Annotated in this window: 16 protein-coding genes and 1 tRNA gene; 10 read left to right on the top strand and 7 right to left on the bottom strand. The window is 70.9% G+C overall.

Annotation, left to right across the window (positions count from 1 at the left end; translation table 11 throughout):
* Nucleotides 1–55 precede the first annotated feature (55 nt).
* A complete protein-coding gene (locus ACTH43_RS05880) occupies nucleotides 56–910 on the top strand; it encodes a hypothetical protein (protein ID WP_441443992.1) in 855 nt (284 codons plus the stop codon).
* A gap of 314 nt (nucleotides 911–1,224) precedes the next feature.
* Complete coding sequence (locus ACTH43_RS05875; protein ID WP_441443991.1) at nucleotides 1,225–1,506, top strand: HPr family phosphocarrier protein; 282 nt, start codon at nucleotides 1,225–1,227, stop codon at nucleotides 1,504–1,506.
* A 113-nt stretch (nucleotides 1,507–1,619) separates the two neighbouring features.
* Here the strand turns inward: ACTH43_RS05875 and ACTH43_RS05870 are convergent.
* From ACTH43_RS05870 to ACTH43_RS05860, 3 genes are all read right to left on the bottom strand, one after another.
* Nucleotides 1,620–1,705: transfer RNA gene (locus ACTH43_RS05870), tRNA-Ser, on the bottom strand.
* Nucleotides 1,706–1,769: 64 nt separating this feature from the next.
* Nucleotides 1,770–2,630, bottom strand: a complete 861-nt coding sequence (locus ACTH43_RS05865; protein WP_441443990.1) for a universal stress protein — start codon at nucleotides 2,628–2,630, stop codon at nucleotides 1,770–1,772.
* 160 nt (nucleotides 2,631–2,790) lie between these two features.
* Nucleotides 2,791–3,711 carry a helix-turn-helix domain-containing protein gene (locus ACTH43_RS05860; protein ID WP_441443989.1) on the bottom strand — a complete coding sequence of 307 codons (921 nt, stop codon included), beginning with the start codon at nucleotides 3,709–3,711 and terminating at the stop codon, nucleotides 2,791–2,793.
* Between the two features lie 522 nt (nucleotides 3,712–4,233).
* On the opposite strand from ACTH43_RS05860, the gene ACTH43_RS05855 reads away from it, so the two are divergent.
* Nucleotides 4,234–6,366 (top strand): prolyl oligopeptidase family serine peptidase, encoded by a 2,133-nt coding sequence (locus ACTH43_RS05855; RefSeq protein WP_441443988.1) that lies wholly within the window; start codon nucleotides 4,234–4,236, stop codon nucleotides 6,364–6,366.
* The gene (locus ACTH43_RS05850; RefSeq protein ID WP_441443987.1) at nucleotides 6,363–8,489 is read left to right on the top strand and encodes a S9 family peptidase; all 2,127 of its coding nucleotides are present in this window, start codon (nucleotides 6,363–6,365) and stop codon (nucleotides 8,487–8,489) included. Before ACTH43_RS05855 ends, ACTH43_RS05850 begins: the two co-directional genes overlap by 4 nt.
* Here ACTH43_RS05850 and ACTH43_RS05845 read toward each other — a convergent pair.
* The 4 genes from ACTH43_RS05845 to ACTH43_RS05830 all read right to left on the bottom strand — a co-directional run bounded on the left by ACTH43_RS05845 (nucleotide 8,482) and on the right by ACTH43_RS05830 (nucleotide 11,916).
* Nucleotides 8,482–9,258, bottom strand: coding sequence for an SDR family NAD(P)-dependent oxidoreductase (locus ACTH43_RS05845; protein ID WP_441443986.1), 777 nt, complete (start codon nucleotides 9,256–9,258; stop codon nucleotides 8,482–8,484). The genes ACTH43_RS05850 and ACTH43_RS05845 overlap by 8 nt on opposite strands.
* A 71-nt stretch (nucleotides 9,259–9,329) precedes the next feature.
* Entirely contained in the window at nucleotides 9,330–10,169 is an 840-nt protein-coding gene (locus tag ACTH43_RS05840) for a MetQ/NlpA family ABC transporter substrate-binding protein (RefSeq protein WP_441443985.1), read from the bottom strand.
* Nucleotides 10,170–10,201: 32 nt separating this feature from the next.
* Nucleotides 10,202–10,903 (bottom strand): methionine ABC transporter permease, encoded by a 702-nt coding sequence (locus tag ACTH43_RS05835; RefSeq protein ID WP_441443984.1) that lies wholly within the window; start codon nucleotides 10,901–10,903, stop codon nucleotides 10,202–10,204.
* A complete protein-coding gene (locus tag ACTH43_RS05830) occupies nucleotides 10,900–11,916 on the bottom strand; it encodes a methionine ABC transporter ATP-binding protein (RefSeq protein WP_441443983.1) in 1,017 nt (338 codons plus the stop codon). Before ACTH43_RS05830 ends, ACTH43_RS05835 begins: the two co-directional genes overlap by 4 nt.
* A 227-nt stretch (nucleotides 11,917–12,143) precedes the next feature.
* Between ACTH43_RS05830 and ACTH43_RS05825 the strand changes: the two genes are divergently transcribed.
* The 6 genes from ACTH43_RS05825 (at nucleotide 12,144) to ACTH43_RS05800 (ending at nucleotide 16,849) form a co-directional block, all read left to right on the top strand.
* Nucleotides 12,144–12,434: a hypothetical protein gene (locus ACTH43_RS05825; protein ID WP_441443982.1), complete on the top strand. Its 291-nt coding sequence runs from the start codon at nucleotides 12,144–12,146 to the stop codon at nucleotides 12,432–12,434.
* A 1-nt stretch (nucleotide 12,435) separates the two neighbouring features.
* Nucleotides 12,436–13,470, top strand: coding sequence for an ABC transporter ATP-binding protein (locus tag ACTH43_RS05820; RefSeq protein ID WP_441443981.1), 1,035 nt, complete (start codon nucleotides 12,436–12,438; stop codon nucleotides 13,468–13,470).
* A 2-nt stretch (nucleotides 13,471–13,472) separates the two neighbouring features.
* Nucleotides 13,473–14,321, top strand: coding sequence for an ABC transporter permease (locus ACTH43_RS05815; RefSeq protein ID WP_441443980.1), 849 nt, complete (start codon nucleotides 13,473–13,475; stop codon nucleotides 14,319–14,321).
* A gap of 72 nt (nucleotides 14,322–14,393) precedes the next feature.
* Entirely contained in the window at nucleotides 14,394–14,945 is a 552-nt protein-coding gene (locus ACTH43_RS05810; RefSeq protein WP_441443979.1) for a hypothetical protein, read from the top strand.
* A gap of 66 nt (nucleotides 14,946–15,011) precedes the next feature.
* Nucleotides 15,012–16,181, top strand: a complete 1,170-nt coding sequence (locus ACTH43_RS05805) for a sensor histidine kinase (RefSeq protein WP_441443978.1) — start codon at nucleotides 15,012–15,014, stop codon at nucleotides 16,179–16,181.
* Nucleotides 16,178–16,849 (top strand): response regulator transcription factor, encoded by a 672-nt coding sequence (locus ACTH43_RS05800; RefSeq protein ID WP_345081495.1) that lies wholly within the window; start codon nucleotides 16,178–16,180, stop codon nucleotides 16,847–16,849. The genes ACTH43_RS05805 and ACTH43_RS05800 overlap by 4 nt, the downstream gene beginning before the upstream one ends.
* Nucleotides 16,850–16,915: the final 66 nt, after the last annotated feature.

The raw sequence follows: 16,915 nt of genomic DNA, 5'->3' as shown, positions 1-16,915 counted from the left end.
GAGAAGATGTCCAGGGCCTGCACCGATACGTCGACCACTGCGGCAGGATGGGGGCATGCGCTCCTTCCTGTCCGGCCTGACCGGACACCACCCGCCGCAGGGCCACCCGCTGCTGGAGGGACTGCGGGGACAGACGATCGTCCACACCCGTGTGGCCTCCCGCGGCACTTGGACCATCACGGCCAGAGGCTGGGTGCTGCAGTCCCGGATCCAGCAGCTGGACGGCCCCGCGCTGACTGATGATCCCCCGGCTGCCGTCGGCCTGCGAGACCCCCGTCTGGTGGGGGCCGCGATCCACGGCACCGAGCTGCTCGGCGACGGCCTCCTGAGGCTGGCCCTGCAGAGCCCGCAGGGCCCGCTGCGGCTGAGCACCGTCCCCCGCTGGAGGCTCGAGGCCCCGCGCGGGGCTCTGCTCCAGATCGCGGACAAGGGCGAGATCACCTCCCGCCCGGCCGGGCCGCCGCTGCACGCCACCCCTGCCGCCCTCGCCGAGCACGCCGCGTCCACCCGCAGCGGCATCGAGGAGCGCCTGCTGGCGATGGGTCGCGAGCAGTGGCTGCATCCCGGGCATGTGGTCACCGTCCTCGCGAATGCGGGGGCGCTGGACGATGCCGAGTTCGAGCGGCGCGGACCGCTGCTGCTGGCCCGGCTGATCGCCCGTGAGGAGATCCGGGCCGGTTTCGTGACCGCGGGCCGCTTCACCCCCTGGAACCTGCCGACCCAGGACATCATCGAGCACATCGCCACCACCTGGACAGCGATCGGCGGGCGTACACCAGACGCCGACATGATCGCGTGGTTCGAGCTGACCGACCTCGGCCGCGCGGCCCTGGGCCCCACCAGCGACCAGACCATGCCGCCGGGGATGTCGGGATACGACTCCCCCGGCGTAGTCGGCGGCGCCCGGTGAGCATCCCCCTGCGCTCCCCGGTGCCCGAGCCCTTCCTCGACGCTCGGCCTGACGCGCGGCCCGGCGCCCTTCCTGGGCGCGCTTCCCGCCGCCCCCTCGGCGCTCCCCCGATGCTTCTGAGCCCGACACCCCTGACGGTTCCCCTTCACGATAATCGTGGCGGACGCCCGGTCCGGGCCAATTCTGGTCGGCTGTAAGGTTTCTCTCTGGTCACCAGAACAGCTGGTGAACAGCGGCCGAACCATGGGCGAGTCACCGTCGGCGGGTGAGCGGCGTTACGCTGAGGGTCGTCCCACGTCGAGAAAGGCGTCCCGATGCCAGCACGTACCGTGAAGGTCGCGAGCACCAGCGGCCTCCATGCCCGCCCCGCGGCGATCTTCTCCCAGTCCGCCAGCGAGCAGCCTGTCGCCGTCACGATCGAGACGGCAGCCGGCGGCCCCGTGAAGGCCTCCAGCATCCTCATGCTGCTCACGCTGAACGTCGACCACGGCGACGAGGTCACGCTCCGCGCCGACGGCGAAGGCGCCGAGGAATCCCTCGAGAAGCTCGCATCCCTCCTGGAGACCAATCTCGACGAAGAGTTCCGGGACCGCTGATCACGCAGTCGCCTCGCGGGCATGCTCGCGAGGATGGGGCGCGGGTATGACGAAGGCCCCCGTCGAAATCCGACGGGGACCTTCGTGAACCTGGCATATCTCCAGGTCAAGAGCGGTAGCGGCGGGATTTGAACCCGCGGTGGCTATGAACCACACATCATTTCGAGTGATGCACCTTCGGCCGCTCGGACACGCTACCGTCGGACAGCTTAACTGCCACGGCACCGTGCGTTCAAACCCGCCGCCCGTGGACGCGAGTCACATCACTCGTCCGAGGTCCCCCGGACCACCGTGACATTGCCGGTGGCATGCAGCACGGTCGCCTGCGCGGTCGAGCCGACACGGCCGCGGCTGAGACCGCGATGGCCGAGGACCAGCATCCGGGCACCGTCCGCCGCAGCCAGGAGCCCTTCGGGCACGGTGCGGTCTTCGAGCATCCGCGCCTGGACCTCGAGTCCCTTATGCCGTGCGGCCGCTCGCGCCGCACCCTCGTCGAGCATCTCCCGCGAGCGGCTGCCTGCGCTCCAGGCCTCCGCCCCGCTGCCGTAGGGAGCGTGGCCCCCGATCTGGACATGGACCACCCGGAGCACGCAGCCCCAGGCCGCGGCGAGATCCGCAGCCACATCGATGGCCTCGCCCGCCGCCTCGGAACCGTCATAGGCGGCGAGCACAGGACCCGCCCGGTACTGATCAGAGCGGATCACCACGACCGGGCAGCCTGCGTCATGGAGGATGCCGCGGCTCACCGAGCCGAGCAGAGCACCCAGCACCACGCCGAGGCCCCGGGTGCCCACGACCAGCAGATCGGTGCTGCCGGAGATCTCCGCGAGCACCTCCCGCGGCATCCCCGCCAGCAGCTCGGCGGTGACCGGCACCTCCGGGAACTGTGCGGTGACCTTCTCCGCAGCGTCGTCGAGCAGGCGCCTGGCCTGATTGCGGGGCCCGGCCGGATCGATCACAGGGATGCCGGACATCCCCTGCCCGAGCAGCGGCCAGGACCAGGCATGGACGAGATGCACCCCCGAGCCGGTGCTCTGCGCGAGCTCGGCGGCCCAGCGCACGGCGGCCATCGCCGCGGTGGTGTCGTCGTATCCCACCACGATGTTCGAACCGGTCAGAACCATGACCCACACCTCCCTGTGCGGCCCACCGACAGTCACTCCACAGTACGCCGCCGCCTGCGTCCTGACGAGGAGCGGAGACCCGAGGGAACGCGCGGTCCGCACCTCGCGGGCAGCAGCTCGCGAAAGCACCTGGCGGGCAGCACCTGGTGGTCAGCACCTGTCAGTACATGCCCTCATCGTCCTCGTCGTCGTCGAGGTCCCCCCAGTCCCAGCGCAGCCCGAAGGTGCCCGGGCCGAAGCGGGCCTCGCTGACCTGGAGTCGATCACGACGGTCCAGCCGCACCGGCGTCACCGACTCCCCTGCCTCCGTGCGCCGATACCGCTCGCACCCCAGCGGCTTGCGATCACCTCGGAATTCGACCTCGAGGAGCACATCGTTCGCACGGCGAGGCACGCTGTACATCGCCGCGGTCAGGTCGGTGGCCTTCGCCTTCATCTCCACGCGATACGCGAGCGTCGCCACCTGGCCGGCGTCGAACATCCCGTCCACCTTCAGCTCCACGCCGTAGGCACGGTGCTCGGGCCACACGACCCGCCGGCCCACCGTGCAGCCTTCGAGAGGGATGAACTCGGGGGCCACGTTCGGCTCGGAGGGCTCGAGCAGATGCACTGCGGGAAGCCGGCAGGTCCCCGACTCGAGCGCACGCACGGTCAGTCGGTAGTCGAACCTCTGCACCTCGCGTGTCGAGTCGATGACGACGTGCTGGTGGAACACCCGTTCGTGGGCGTACTGCTGCGGTGCCTCGAACCCCAGCTCGCCGAGCGCTCGATGGAACACCTCTCGGCGGCCGCCCCGGCCCACGAAGCTGGCGGGCTGGACGGATCGTCCGCGCAGCCGCGGCGCACCTACCAGGTCCGCGAGCGCGTCCGGCGCCTTGCCCAGCAGCTCCTCGAGCGCCGCGACCACGCCCAGCGACTGCTCTCCGCCGGGCAGGCTGCGTCCGGACTGCCAGTTGCTCAGGGTTGCGACGCTCACCGGGCGGTGCCGGGAGCGCAGCCGTTGGGAGATCACGGTCAGGGACAGGCCGCTCTGCTCGATCGACTCGCGCAGCACGGAGGCGAAGCGTTCGCCCTCGCCCATCGCCACCTCCTCGCCCTTCCTCTGCGCGCCGACGTTCTCGGACCTTCCGTCCGGCCTCGACGAATCTGCTCGTCCGGACAGCCGTTCACCATTTCTTACAAACCTCTAAAACCCTGAGCGTACCGTTCATGACGAACCTCACACCCGAGTCCCAGCAATGAGTGGAACGGAAGGTCAGAGCGCGATGCATCTTGCAGTCTCGTCTTGGCGCGGCTCTCCGGCTCACCGTGTGCTCGCCACTCGGCAGCTCCAGTTCAACCGGTCGCAGCGCTACGACCCCTCCCCGGCCACGATGGCTCATCGTCGAGCCACCGTCACGGTGAAGGGTGGCTCCATCATGCACCCGATCTCCCTGCGCAGTCGACCCTGCACGATGCCGTACGGCGACGGAGCCGTCGGTTCCCGTGATCCCTGAGCCGCAGCAGGGTGCCTGCCATCTGATACACCACGATCCATGAGGCCGACGTGACCGTGGGGTGACGCAGTTCGACGACACGGCCACCCCGAGAGGAAAGCCGCACCATGACTCAGCACACCGTCTCCCCGACGGACTCCGCCCGCATCCCCCTGGACAGATCCGCCTTCGCTCCGCCCCGCCCCGCCCCGCATGCCCTCGAACGCACCTTGTTCGACGACACCACGCCCGTCCCCTATCGCTGGCTCCGTGATTCCCGCGCCCCCGAGGTCATCGACCATTTCGCGGCGGAGAACGCGTACACCGACCAGCACACCGCCCACCTCGAGGCGCTGCGCATCGAACTCGCCGCCCGGACCGATCAGCCCACTCCCCACCTCGAGCTCTCCGCCCCGGTGCTGCTGGACGGCTGGTGGTACATCGACCGTGCAGATCCCGCCGACGGCGCGACCTTCTCCCGAGTCCGGGACCATGACTCACTGCGCGGCCCCTCCGGAACCCCGCAGATCGTCCCTGGCAGGCTTCTCGACGGCGAGAAGATCCTGATCGAGGACTGCGTGGGGACGATCGGCATCGCGATCTCTCCCGACCATCGGCTGGTCGCTAGGGCCGAGGCCTCGCTGGGCGGATGCCGCGTCATCGTCATCGACGCCGAGAGCGGCGAGGAGGTCGACCGCTCGATCGTCGGCGCCGGGCCGGATCTCGTGTTCTCGGCTGATTCCCGCAGCCTGCTGCACACTCGGCTCGACGATCTCGGCCGCCGCCATCAGGTCCTCTGCGACCAGCTGGGCACCCCGGCCGCGGAGGACGCGGTGCTGGTCGAAGAACGGGACCATTGGGCACAGCTCTCGCTGTCCCGCGCACGGGACGGCTCCGCGGCGCTGATCCGCTCCTCCTCCCCGACCGGCAGCGAGGTGTGGCTCGTCGACCTCAGCTCTCCCCGCACAGCGCCACGCTCGGTGACCGGTCGGGTCCGCAATGCGCATCCCGTGGTCGAGCACGCCGGGGACAGACTGCTGGTGATCACCGAGGAGCGCGGGAGCCGCCGCAGCGTTCTCCGCCAGGTCCCTCTGGGCGCCGAGGGGAAGCTGCCGAGCGGGCCGGCGCTGCTGACCGCTCGCGACGGCGAGCACTTCGAATCCGTCGAGGCCTTCGCCGGCGCCGTCGCCCTGCAGATGCGGTGCGACGGGCTCCCCGAGGTGCGGATCCTTCCGCGCTGCCCCGACGGCTCGCTCGACATCCTCGGCATGTATGTGATGGGACGCCGCGGCGAGCTGGATGCGGTGAGCATGGAGCCCACCCCGGACTGGCATCAGCGGACGCTGCGCTACCGGCTGGACAGCTTCCTCACCCCGCCCACGATCATCGAGCACGACCTGGACACCGGCGCCAGCACCGAGCTGCTGCGCGTCGATCTGCCCGGCTACGACGCCTCGCGCTACGTCGAGCGCCGGCTGTGGGCGACCTCGGCCGACGGCACCCGGGTGCCGATCTCGCTGTTCGCGCGGAGCGACGTCCCGGCCGACGGCACCGCCCCCTGCCTGCTCTACGGCGAGGGAGCTTTCGGCACCGCGGTCGATCCGATCCTGCAGCTCGAGACGCTGGCGGTCGCGGACCGCGGGGTCGTCATCGCCGTGGCGCACGTGCGCGGCGGCGGCGAGCTGGGCCCGAACTGGCACCGCCAGGGCCGAGGGCTCAGCAAGGCCAACTCCTTCGACGACTTCGTGGCGTGCGCGGATCATCTCGTCGCGACCGGTTGGGCGGCCGAGGGCAGGCTGGGTGCCGTCGGCGTCGGCGCCGGCGGTCTGCTGGTGGGCGCCGCGGCGAACCGTGCCCCGGAGCGCTTCCGGGCGGTGGTCGCCGGCACCCCCCTGGTGGATCCGCTGGAGACCCTGCTGGATTCCGAGGTGATGCTCACGCTCGAGGAATGGGCGGAGTGGGGCGATCCGGCGAGCGATGAGGCGACCTATCGCTCCCTGCGCGGATACAGCCCCGCGGAGAACATCCGTGAGACCGAGTACCCGGCGATCTTCGCCTGGACCGCGCTGGAGGGCACGGACGTCCCGGCAGCCTGCGCCGCGATCTGGGTCGCACAGCTGCGCGAGCGGGTCACCTCCGATCCCGCCCTGCGACCGATCCTGCTGCGCGCCACCGCCACCATGGGCTCCGCCGGCGACCCCCGGGTCGAAGGCGTGGCCTGGCTCCTCGACCAGCTGGGCGCGGCTACCCTCGGGGAATGACCAAGGAGCACCCCACCGCCCCCGTTTCGTCCCCCGCCCCCGTCAAGCGCCCCACCGAGCGGACCTTTCACGGCGACACCGTGGTGGATCCGTATGAGTGGCTGCGGGAGAAGACCGACCCCGAGGTGATCGCCCACCTCGAGTCGGAGAACGCCTACGCCGATGCCCGCACCGCCCATCTGGAGGGGCTGCGTGCGACGCTGGTGGAGGAGTTCATCGGCCACACCCAGGAGACCGACCTCAGCGTGCCGGTGCGCCGCGACCACTGGTGGTACATCACCCGCACCACGGCGGGCGATGATTACCCGAAGTTCACGCGGGTCGCCGATACCGGCACCCTGCCCCAGGTCGAACCGGGGGCGATGCTCGAGGGCGAGCAGGTTCTCCTGGATGCGCAGGCCGAGGCCAAGGATGCCGAGTTCTATTCGCTCGGCGGGCTGGCCCCGTCCCCCGACCACACCCTCTACGCCTCGGCGGTCGACACCGCAGGCGATGAACGCTTCACGCTCCGGGTCAAGGACCTCACCTCCGGGGAGATCATCGACGAGGCGGTCACGGGCGCCGGCTACGGGCTCGCCTTCTCCGCCGATCAGCAGTGGCTGTTCTATGCCCGGGTGGACGACTCCTGGCGCCAGCACCAGATCTGGCGGCACCGGATCGGCTCCGACGCGAGTGAGGACGTGCTGGTCATCGAGGAACCCGATGAGCGGTTCATGATCGGCTTCGACCGCTCGCGCGACGGTTCGACCCTGGTGATCCAGGCCGGTTCCACCTCCACCACCGAGGCCTGGCTGCTGGACCTCACCGACCCGACCGCGGCCCCCGTGCCCGCAGGCGGGCGCCGCGAGGGGGTGGACTACGGGGTCGAGCACGCCGGCGACCGGCTCCTGATCGTGCACAACGACGGCCACCGCGGCTTCGCCCTCGCCCAGGCGCCGCTCGCGGCGCCGGATGCCTGGGAGGAGCTGCTGGTCGCGGCCGACGGTGAGCGCCTGCTCGCGGTCGAGGCCTTCGCGAGCTTCGTCGCTCTCGAGCTGCGCAGCGGCGGGCTCGCGAGCGTACGGCTGATCCCTCGGGCGGCCGACGGGTCGCTGCTGGTCGCCGAGGCCGCCGACATCACCCACGGCGGGGAGCTGGACACCGTTGAGCTGGACGCGAATCCGAACTGGGACCAGAGCACGGTGCGCTATCAGCTCACCAGCATGCTCACCCCCACCACCGTCGCCGAACGGGACCTCGCCAGCGGCGAGAGCACCGTCCTGCGCGTCACCCCGGTGCCGCACTACGACCCCTCCCTGTACGTCGAGCGTCGCGAGTGGGCACGCGCCGAGGACGGCACCGCGATCCCGCTCAGCGTGGTGGCACGACGGGATGTCCCCGCCGACGGCACCGCTGCGGGCTACCTGTACGGCTACGGCTCCTACGAGGTCTCGATCGACCCGTCGTTCGTCCCCACCCGGCTCTCCCTGCTGGACCGCGGAGTGGTCATCGCGATCGCGCATGTGCGCGGCGGCGGCGAGATGGGCCGCGACTGGTACGAGCACGGCAAGCTGCTGGAGAAGAAGAACTCCTTCAGCGACTTCGTGGCCGCCGCGAAGCACCTCACCGACTCGGGCCTGGTGGCTGCGGGCCGGCTCTCCGCCGAGGGTCGCAGCGCCGGCGGCCTGCTCATGGGCGGCATCGCGAACCTCGCCCCGGAGCAGTTCCGTGCGGTGATCGCGGGTGTGCCCTTCGTGGACGCGCTGACCACGATCCTGGATCCCTCGCTGCCGCTGACCGTTGGCGAGTGGGAGGAGTGGGGCGACCCGCTGCATGATCCGGCGGTGTACGAGTACATGCGCGAGTACACCCCGTACGAGAACATCGCCGCGGTGGAGTACCCGGCGATCTTCGCCTCGACCTCGCTGAACGACACCCGGGTGTTCTTCGTGGAGCCCGCGAAGTGGGTGGCGCGCCTGCGCGAGACCGTCACCAGTGATCAGGCCGAGCGCCCGATCCTGTTCCGCTGCGAGATGGTCGCCGGGCACGGCGGCCGCTCGGGCCGCTATCGCAAGTGGGAGCAGCGCGCGGACGAGCTCGCCTGGCTGCTGGATCAGCTCGGAGCGACCGAACTCGTCAGCTGACCAGGTACCCGCCGTCGACGGGGATCTCGGCACCGTTGATCATCGAGGCGGCGTCAGAGGCGAGCCAGACGGCGACGTCGGAGACCTCGCGGGGCTGCGCGAAGCGGGAGAGCGGGATGCGGGCGAGCATCGGCGCGGCCTTGGCCGGCTGCTCGCCCCACACCGTCCGCCCCATATCGGTGAGCACCACGGTGGGGCAGATCGAGTTCGCGCGCACGCCGTGCTCGCCGAGCTCGAGAGCGAGGGTGCGGGTCGCCATGACCAGCCCGGCCTTGGCGGTCGAGTAGGCGTAGTGCTCGGCTAGGGGACGCAGCGCGGCGGCGGAGGCGATCGTGAGGATCGCCCCGCCGCCGGAGGCCGCCATCGCCGCCCCGGCGCGGGCGGCGAGCAGGGCGGGGGCCCGCAGGTTCACCCGCAGGGTCTCGTCGAAGTGCGCAGTATCCAGTGCTGCGACCGACTCGGGGTGGGAGAGGCCGGCGTTGTTGACCAGCACGTCCAGGCCCTCCATCAGGGCCGAGGCCTCGCCCCAGAGCCGGTCGGGGACGTCGGGGTCCGCGAGGTCCGCAGCGAGCACCGCGGTGACGATGCCGTGCTCCTCGGCGAGCCGCGCGGCTGGCTCCTCGAGCGAGGACGCGTCGCGGGCGCTCAGGACCAGATCGGCACCGGCGGCCGCGAAGGCGCGGGCGATGTCCGCTCCGATCCCACGGCTCGCACCGGTGATCAGGGCGCGGCGGCCGAGAAGGGGACGGGGCTGATCCTGGGAGGTCATCTCCTCAGGCTAGCGGCCGTCCCCTCGTCGGCTCAGACGGCTGGCGCAGAAGGCCGGTTCAGAGGGCCCGCTCAGAAGGCAGGGATCACTGCGCCGGAGTAGGTCTCCTCGAGGAAGGCGCGCACGTCCTCGGAGTGGAGCAGCTCGTCGAGCTTCTTCAACGCCGCGTTCTCGACGTCCTCGGTGCGGACCACGAGCATGTTGGCGTAGGGGTTGTCCTCACCGGACTCGAGGGCGAGGGCGTCCTCGGCGGGGCTGAGGTCCGCCTCGAGGGCGTAGTTGCCGTTGATCACGGCGATCGCGTAGTCGCCCAGGGTGCGGGGCAGCAGCGCCGCGTCGATCTCCTTGAACTCGAGCTGCTTCGGGTTCTCGGCGATGTTGTCGATCGTCGCCTCGGTGGGCTCGATCCCGTCCATGAGCGCCAGCAGGCCCTCGGAGGCGAGCAGGGCGAGGGCGCGGCCGCGGTTGGTGGGATCGTTCGGAACGCCGACGGCGGCGCCCTCCTCGATCTGATCGAGGCTGGTGAGCGACTCGGAGAAGATGCCCAGCGGCTCGATGTGCACGCCCTCGAAGGGGGTCAGCTCGTAGCCGTTCTCCGCGATCTCGGTCTCGAGGTAGGGCAGGTGCTGGAAGAAGTTCGCATCCACCTCGCCCTCGCTGAGCAGGCGGTTCGGGATCGGGTACTCGGTCTGCTCCTGCAGGTCGAGCTCGAGCCCGGCGTCGGCGGCGAGGTTGTCCTTGACGAAGGTCAGGATCTCCATGTGGGGCATGGGGGTGGCGGCGATGCGGATCGTGGTGGTGCCACTCTCCTCGGTCAGCGGGGCCTGCTCCTCCCCGCCGCAGGCGGCGAGGGTGAGGGCGGCCAGGCCGGCGCCGGAGGCGAACAGGGTACGGCGGGAGATGGTGCTCATGGCGGGGTCCTCCAAGGACGGTGGGGTGGGGTTCAGGCGGTGCGGGCGCGGTGGTCGACCGCGCGGGCGAGGCGGGAGCCGAGCATCTGCACCAGGATCACGATGGCGATCAGCAGGATGACGGTCACGATGATCATCTCGGTCTGGTAGCCGGTGTAGCCGCGGTTGTACGCGAGCTGGCCGAGACCGCCGGAGTTCACGGAGCCGGCCATCGCGGTGTAGCCGATGACGGCGATCGTGGTGGTGGTGATCGAGCCGATGATGCCGGGCAGCGCCTCGGGGATCAGCACCTGGCGGATCACCTGCCAGCGGCTCGCGCCCATCATCCGCACCGCCTCGATCTTCCCGGCGGGGATCTCCCGCAGGTTCAGCTCGAACAGCCGGGCGGCGAAGGGCACCGCGGCGATGGTCAGGGCAATCATTGCGGCGTTCGGGCCGGTGGAGCGCCCGGTGATCGCGGAGGTGACCGGGATCAGCGCGATGATCAGGATGAAGAACGGGAACGAGCGCAGCACATTGACCACGAAGCCGACGACCTGGTTGATCGTGCGCACCAGGGGGGAGGCGGACCCTTCGGTCTCGAACAGGGCGATGCCCAGCGGCAGGCCCAGCAGCACCGTCAGCAGCATCGTCACGGCGGTCATGTAGAGGGTGACCAGAGTGGCCTCCCAGGGGCCGCCGTCCCAGCGGGTCAGCAGCGGGTTCGACAGCCACTCCTGCAGGATCTCGATCATGCGGTCACCTCCGTCGCGACCACGCCGGCCGCCTCGAGCTCGGTGAGGAAGGCGGCGAGCCCCTCGGCGCTGATCGCGGCGCCGGAGCTGTTGCGCAGGGCGAGCTGCACGCGACCCACCTGGCGGCCGCCGATGGTCTCGATGGTGCCGGCGACGAGCGTCGCCTCGGCCTCGTAGGTCTCGGCGAGCTGGATCAGGTCCTCTGTGGTGCGGAAGCGCTCGGAGTTCCCGTAGTCGCAGTTCACCACTAGGGCGTCGATGCCGGTGGGCGCCGGCGGCAGCGGGATCAGCTCGGCGCTCAGCGGGCCGTGGGGATCTGCGGCGACGTCGAGCAGGTCACCGGTCTGGGTGATCCGCCCGTCCTGGAGCAGGGTGACGGTGTCGCAGACCTCACGCACCACCCCCATCTCGTGGGTGATGATCACGACGGTGATGCCGAGGCGCTCACGCAGGTCACTGATCAGGCGCAGGATCTGGCGGGTGGTGGAGCCATCCAGGGCGCTGGTGGGTTCGTCGCACAGCAGCACCTTCGGCTCGGCGGCCAGTCCGCGGGCGATGCCCACGCGCTGGATCTGCCCGCCGGAGAGCTGCGCGGGGTGGTTGTGCTCGCGCCCGGTGAGGCCCACCAGCTCGACCAGCTCGGCCACGCGCTGCTGACGCTGCGCGCGGGGCACGCCGGCGATCTCGAGCGGGTGGGCGATGTTCTGGGCGGCGGTGCGGGAGTCCAGCAGGTTCGCGTGCTGGAAGACCATGCCGATGTTGCGGCGGGCGGCGCGCAGGGCGGCACCCTCCAGCGCGGCGATGTCGGTGCCGTCCACCTCGACGCGCCCGGAGCTGGGCTTCTCCAGCCCGGTCAGGCAGCGGATGAGGGTGGACTTGCCGGCACCGGAGCGGCCGACGATGCCGTGCACGCGGCCCGGCTCGAGGTGGAGGTCGATACCGTCGAGCGCGACGACGGGGTCTCCGCCGCCGGGTGCGGGGAAGACCTTCGTGAGGCTGTCGAGAGTGATCACCAGGGCAGTACAGCACCCGCGACCGGATGCACCGAAGCATCCCGTCATATGGCGAAACAAACGTCACAGACCTGCAGGTCCGTGTGTGGAGGAGGTCACGCCCGGGGCTCTGTAGAGACCTCCTGAAGCCTCGTCTGACATTTCTCATGGGTGGGCCATGACGTTCCCACTCCAGGCGGTGAGGTGGCGCCCTACTGGCCGGAGCCGGTTCTGGGGAGAGTGGGGGCATGACATCGACACACCGCACCGACCCTCCCGCCGACCGCTCCGCAGGTCGCTCCTCCGAGCGATCCGTCCTGATGGACCTCATGGCCTTCACCCCCTCCGCGACCCTCGGCCGCGAGCTGCTCGCCCTGTTCGCGAACCTGGCTCTGGTCGGGCTCATCGTCCTGGTGCTCCAGCCCGAGACCCTCGTCACCGCCGTCATGTTCGCCGTCGTCGGCCTCTTCATGGGGGTCCGACTGGTGGTCGGCTTCCGCACCCGTGGCTACGCCGCTGATCTGACGGGAGGGCGCTGAGATGACGACCCTCGATCAGAACCCCCTCCCCGTCGGCCCCGCCGCGTCGGGCCCCGGCCTCACCGACCAGGCGTCCATCGCTCCCGCCGCCATCGCTCCGACCGCCGATCCCGCCGCCGACGTCGTGCTGGAGGCACGCGGCCTCAGCCGTCGATATGGGCGGGGCAGGGACTCCTACCTGGCCGTCGATGGTGTGGACCTCACCCTTCGCCGCGGCGAGCTGTTCGGCCTGCTGGGCACGAACGGCGCCGGGAAGACCTCCACGCTCGAGGTGCTCGAGGGCCTGGCCCGACCCACCTCCGGCACGGTGAGCGTATTCGGTCACGACCCCTACCGTGAACGGCGCGCCGTACGCCCCCGCCAGGGGCTCATGCTGCAGACCGGTGGCTTCCCCGCAGACCTCACCGCCCTCGAGGCGCTGACCATGTGGAGCAGGACGCTGAGCACCCCGCGCCCCGTGCTGGACGTGCTGGCCGACGTCGACCTCACGGACCGGGCCAGCACCCGCATCTCCTCCCTCTCCGGCGGCGAGGTGCGTCGCCTCGACCTCGCCTGCGCGATCGCCGGCGACCCGGAGCTGCTGTTCCTCGACGAGCCCACCACCGGGCTGGACCCGGAATCGCGGGCCCGGGCCTGGGAGCTCATCGCCTCCCTCAAGGCGCGCGGCACCACGATCGTGCTGACCACGCACTACCTCGATGAAGCAGAGACCCTCGCCGACCGGCTCGCGATCATGCACCGCGGACGCATCGCGCGCGAGGGCACGGTCGCCGACGTCGTCGCCGGGCACGCCGCCCGGATCCGCGCCACGCTCCCGGCGAGCGCCCCCGCGCTTCCCGCCGTGCACGGTGAAGCCTTGCGCAGCCCCGAGGGTCACCTCGAGGTGTCCACCACCTCCCTCAATGAGGACCTCCACACCCTGCTCACCTGGGCACGCGGCGCGGGTGTCGAACTCACCGGGCTCGATGCCCGCGCCGCCAGCCTCGAATCGGTGTTCCTCGAGATCGCCAGCTCCACCCACACCCTCGAAGGATGATCATGACTGCCTCACCCGCCCTCGCGTCCGCTCCCCTCACCAGCTCCCCGCACTCCGCCTCCCCCGTGCGCCCCCGCCGCATTCCTCGCCTGCTGGGGCTCGCCGCCGCGGAGCTCTCCCTCCTGCGACGCAATCGCATGCAGCTCGGCACCGCCATCCTGCTGCCGCTCGCGCTGCCGTTCTTCTTCCTGCCGCTCGCGCAGAACGGTGCCTCCGGGGCCGCCCTGGCCAGCGTGCTCGGCACGATGTTCGTGATCGTGCTGCTGTTCGTCGTCTACTACAACCTGCTCTCGTCCTACGTCGCCCGCCGCCAGGACCTGGTGCTGAAGCGCCTGCGCACCGGCGAGGCCTCCGACGCGACGGTGCTCGCCGCGACGGCCACCCCGGCACTGCTGCTCGCCGCAGTGATGATCGTCCTCACCACGGCGCTCGCGATCCCGCTGCTGGATCTCCCGCTCCCCCAGAACCCTCTGGTGCTCGTCCTCGGCCTGGGTCTCGGCGCACTCATGCTGGTCCCGCTGGCCCTGGTCACCGCGAACATCACCCGCACCGTCGAATCCGCGCAGATCACCTCGCTGCCCGCGATGGCGGTCCTGATGATCGGTGCCGGCGGCATCCTGCCCGTCGAGCTCCTGCCCGACTGGGTGGCCCGGCTGATCACCTTCCTCCCCTCCGCCCCCATCACCGCGCTGGTGCGGCTGGGCTGGCTGGGCATCGACGCCGACGGAGCCGCTCTCGCCGGCCCCGATGCGTGGATGCTCATGGCCGGACAGACCGGGATCCTGCTCGGCTGGACCCTCGTCGGCGCCCTGATCGTGCGCGAGCACTTCCGCTGGGAACCGCGCGGCTGAGCCCGCTCCTCCCCACTGCACCTCTCCCCCACCACACCACGCCGCCACTGCGACACCAGACAAGGACATCTCTTGTTCCAGGACCTCCTCTCCCAGCTCCACACCCTCGTCTCCGGCCTCGAGCCATGGCAGCAGGTGCTCGCCCTCGTGCCCGCCGGCGCGATCCCGTTCATCGAGAGCTACTTCGGCAGCTTCCTCGGCGCCGCGCTCGGCATCCCTCCGGCGATCGCGATCCCCGCCGCCGTGGCCGGGAACCTGATCTCCACCTTCGCTGTGATCGCCCTGTCCGGCAGGGCCCGCGACGCTGTCACCGACGGCAGGAGCCGCCGCAGGGGTGGGATCCAGGCGGCGCCCAGTGTCGAGGCGGGGCCCGGCGCCGAGGCGGAGCGCGGGGTGAAGCCCTCGCGGTTCCGCACGAAGATCGCCGCCGCGCTGGACAAGTACGGAGTTCCGGGAGTCAGCCTGCTGGGACCGCTGCTGGTCGCCTCCCAGATCACGGGACCGACCCTGGTGGCCCTCGGCGCCACCCGCGGAAAGGTCTACCTGTGGATGGGCATCTCGATCATCGCCTGGGGCATCGCGTTCGGCCTCTTCGGCAGCCTGTTCCTCGCCACGATCGTCTGAGCGGATTCGAGCCGATAGGCTCCCGACCTGGCCGCCCTTCTGAAAGGTGGCCGCGAGAGGAATGACATGGAGTCGACCGTCGGCCGCCAGTGGAGCGTGTTCTACGCCTACACGGCCTGGACCGTCGTCGGGGTGGTGGTGCTGCTCCCGCTGGGTATCGCCCTGTTCCTGGACCTGCGGATCCCAGCCGCCTTCGCCGCCGCCCCGCTGAGCGCCGCGGCGCTGTGCGGGCAGATCGCGCTCGCCGCCTGGTCCGCCTGGCGCGCCATGGAGGCATGGGCCGCCGCCGACGCCTCCACCGCCCGGGACCGCTGGGGCATCCGTCAGGTGGGGACCCTCCCCTCCGACCTGTCGCTGGTGGCCGCCGCAGCCCCGTCGGCGCTGATCGCCGGGACCACGCTGCTCGGCGGCGGAGATCTCCGCTTGTTGATCCTCTCGCTGTCCGCGCTGGTCACCACGGCGACGATCCGGTGGCGTTGGGAGTTCGGCCTCGTCCTCACCCTGGGGTTCACAGCGGTGGCGGCGCTTCTGATGGGCTCCCTCCCGGCGAGCCTCCCCACCGGAATCCTCATGGTGGCGGCTGTGCTCACCACTCGGCTCTCGCTGTGGCTGGCGGCGATGGTGCGCGAGCTCGATGACGCCCGCCAGGCGCAGGCCCAGCTGGCCGTCGCCGAGGAGCGCCTGCGCTTCGCCCGCGATCTGCACGACGTCTCCGGTCGGGACCTGTCCGTGATCGCGGTGAAGGCCGAGCTGGTCGCGCAGCTCACCGAGCGGGAGGATCCCCGCGCGGTGGAGCACAGTCGCGAGGTCGCCCAGATCGCCCGCACCTCGCTGGCCGAGATCCGCGGCCTGGTGCGCGGCTACCGTGAGGCGGATCTGGCCACCGAGCTGCGCGGCACCGCCTCGCTGCTGCGCTCAGCTCATGCTGAGGTCACGATCCACGGCGAGGCGGACGACATCCCAGCACCGCACGCAGGCACCGCCGCCTGGGTGCTGCGTGAGGGCGGCACCAACATCCTGCGCCACGCGAACCCTTCCGTCGTGACGATCACCCTCACCTCCGGCGGTGTCACGCTGGTCAACGACGGCGCCCCGGGCGACGACGACGTCCACGAGGGCAGCGGGCTGACCGGGATGCGTGAGCGCCTCGGCACCGACTCCGCGCTGAGCATCCACCGCGAGCGCGGCACCTTCACCCTCGACGTCCGCTTCGATGCCGCAGGAGGCACCCGATGATCCCCGACCCCGTCCCTGCTGCATCTGCTGCCACGTCTGCGCACTCCGGTCCCGCTGCCGCCGCGCTGCGCGTGATCCTCGTCGATGACGAGAACCTGATCCGTTCAGCGCTCGCCACGATGCTCTCCCTCGAGGACGACCTCGACGTGCGCGGAGAGGCGGCGACGGTCGCGGACGGTGTGCGCCTGGCGCAGGCGGAGCAGCCGGATGTCGCCGTGCTGGACCTGCAGCTGCCCGACGGTGACGGCCTCGAGCTGGCCAGCCGGATCGGCGAGGTCTCCCCCGCCACGCGCTGCCTGATCCTCACCTCGCACGCCCGGCCCGGCTATCTGAAGCGTGCCCTGGCCCAGGGCGTGCTGGGATTCCTGCCGAAGACCACCTCGGCCGATCAGCTGGCCCGGGCGGTGCGCTCGGTCGCCGCCGGGCGCCGAGTGATCGACCCCGAGCTCGCGGCGGAGACGATCTCCTCCGGCGACTCGCCGCTCACCCCGCGCGAGGCGGACGTGCTCGAGTTCGCCGCAGATGGCGCGGCGATCGAGCAGATCGCCCGCCGCGCGCATCTGGCCGAGGGCACCGTGCGCAACTACCTCTCCAGCGCGCAGGCGAAGCTGCAGGCCGCGAACCGGCACGAGGCGGTCGCGATCGCCCGCCGCCAGGGCTGGATCTGAGGTTCGTCCTTTCCGGCGAGACAGCCGACCGTTGCGCAGTGGGCGTTCTGAGCGCCCAGAACGCCC

The organism is Brachybacterium sp., assembly GCF_052095815.1.
In the GTDB taxonomy this organism is placed as follows: domain Bacteria; phylum Actinomycetota; class Actinomycetes; order Actinomycetales; family Dermabacteraceae; genus Brachybacterium.
Note: the sequence above shows the minus strand (reverse complement) of the source record. Positions and strands in the feature narration are given on the sequence as shown.

Excerpts from the sequence above, each read along its gene's own strand:
- ACTH43_RS05880 (WP_441443992.1), top strand. The coding sequence starts at position 56 with ATGCGCTCCTTCCTGTCCGGCCTGACCGGACACCACCCGCCGCAGGGC.
- ACTH43_RS05875 (WP_441443991.1), top strand. The coding sequence starts at position 1,225 with ATGCCAGCACGTACCGTGAAGGTCGCGAGCACCAGCGGCCTCCATGCC.
- ACTH43_RS05865 (WP_441443990.1), bottom strand. The coding sequence starts at position 2,630 with ATGGTTCTGACCGGTTCGAACATCGTGGTGGGATACGACGACACCACC.
- ACTH43_RS05860 (WP_441443989.1), bottom strand. The coding sequence starts at position 3,711 with ATGGGCGAGGGCGAACGCTTCGCCTCCGTGCTGCGCGAGTCGATCGAG.
- ACTH43_RS05855 (WP_441443988.1), top strand. The coding sequence starts at position 4,234 with ATGACTCAGCACACCGTCTCCCCGACGGACTCCGCCCGCATCCCCCTG.
- ACTH43_RS05850 (WP_441443987.1), top strand. The coding sequence starts at position 6,363 with ATGACCAAGGAGCACCCCACCGCCCCCGTTTCGTCCCCCGCCCCCGTC.
- ACTH43_RS05845 (WP_441443986.1), bottom strand. The coding sequence starts at position 9,258 with ATGACCTCCCAGGATCAGCCCCGTCCCCTTCTCGGCCGCCGCGCCCTG.
- ACTH43_RS05840 (WP_441443985.1), bottom strand. The coding sequence starts at position 10,169 with ATGAGCACCATCTCCCGCCGTACCCTGTTCGCCTCCGGCGCCGGCCTG.
- ACTH43_RS05835 (WP_441443984.1), bottom strand. The coding sequence starts at position 10,903 with ATGATCGAGATCCTGCAGGAGTGGCTGTCGAACCCGCTGCTGACCCGC.
- ACTH43_RS05825 (WP_441443982.1), top strand. The coding sequence starts at position 12,144 with ATGACATCGACACACCGCACCGACCCTCCCGCCGACCGCTCCGCAGGT.
- ACTH43_RS05820 (WP_441443981.1), top strand. The coding sequence starts at position 12,436 with ATGACGACCCTCGATCAGAACCCCCTCCCCGTCGGCCCCGCCGCGTCG.
- ACTH43_RS05815 (WP_441443980.1), top strand. The coding sequence starts at position 13,473 with ATGACTGCCTCACCCGCCCTCGCGTCCGCTCCCCTCACCAGCTCCCCG.
- ACTH43_RS05805 (WP_441443978.1), top strand. The coding sequence starts at position 15,012 with ATGGAGTCGACCGTCGGCCGCCAGTGGAGCGTGTTCTACGCCTACACG.
- ACTH43_RS05800 (WP_345081495.1), top strand. The coding sequence starts at position 16,178 with ATGATCCCCGACCCCGTCCCTGCTGCATCTGCTGCCACGTCTGCGCAC.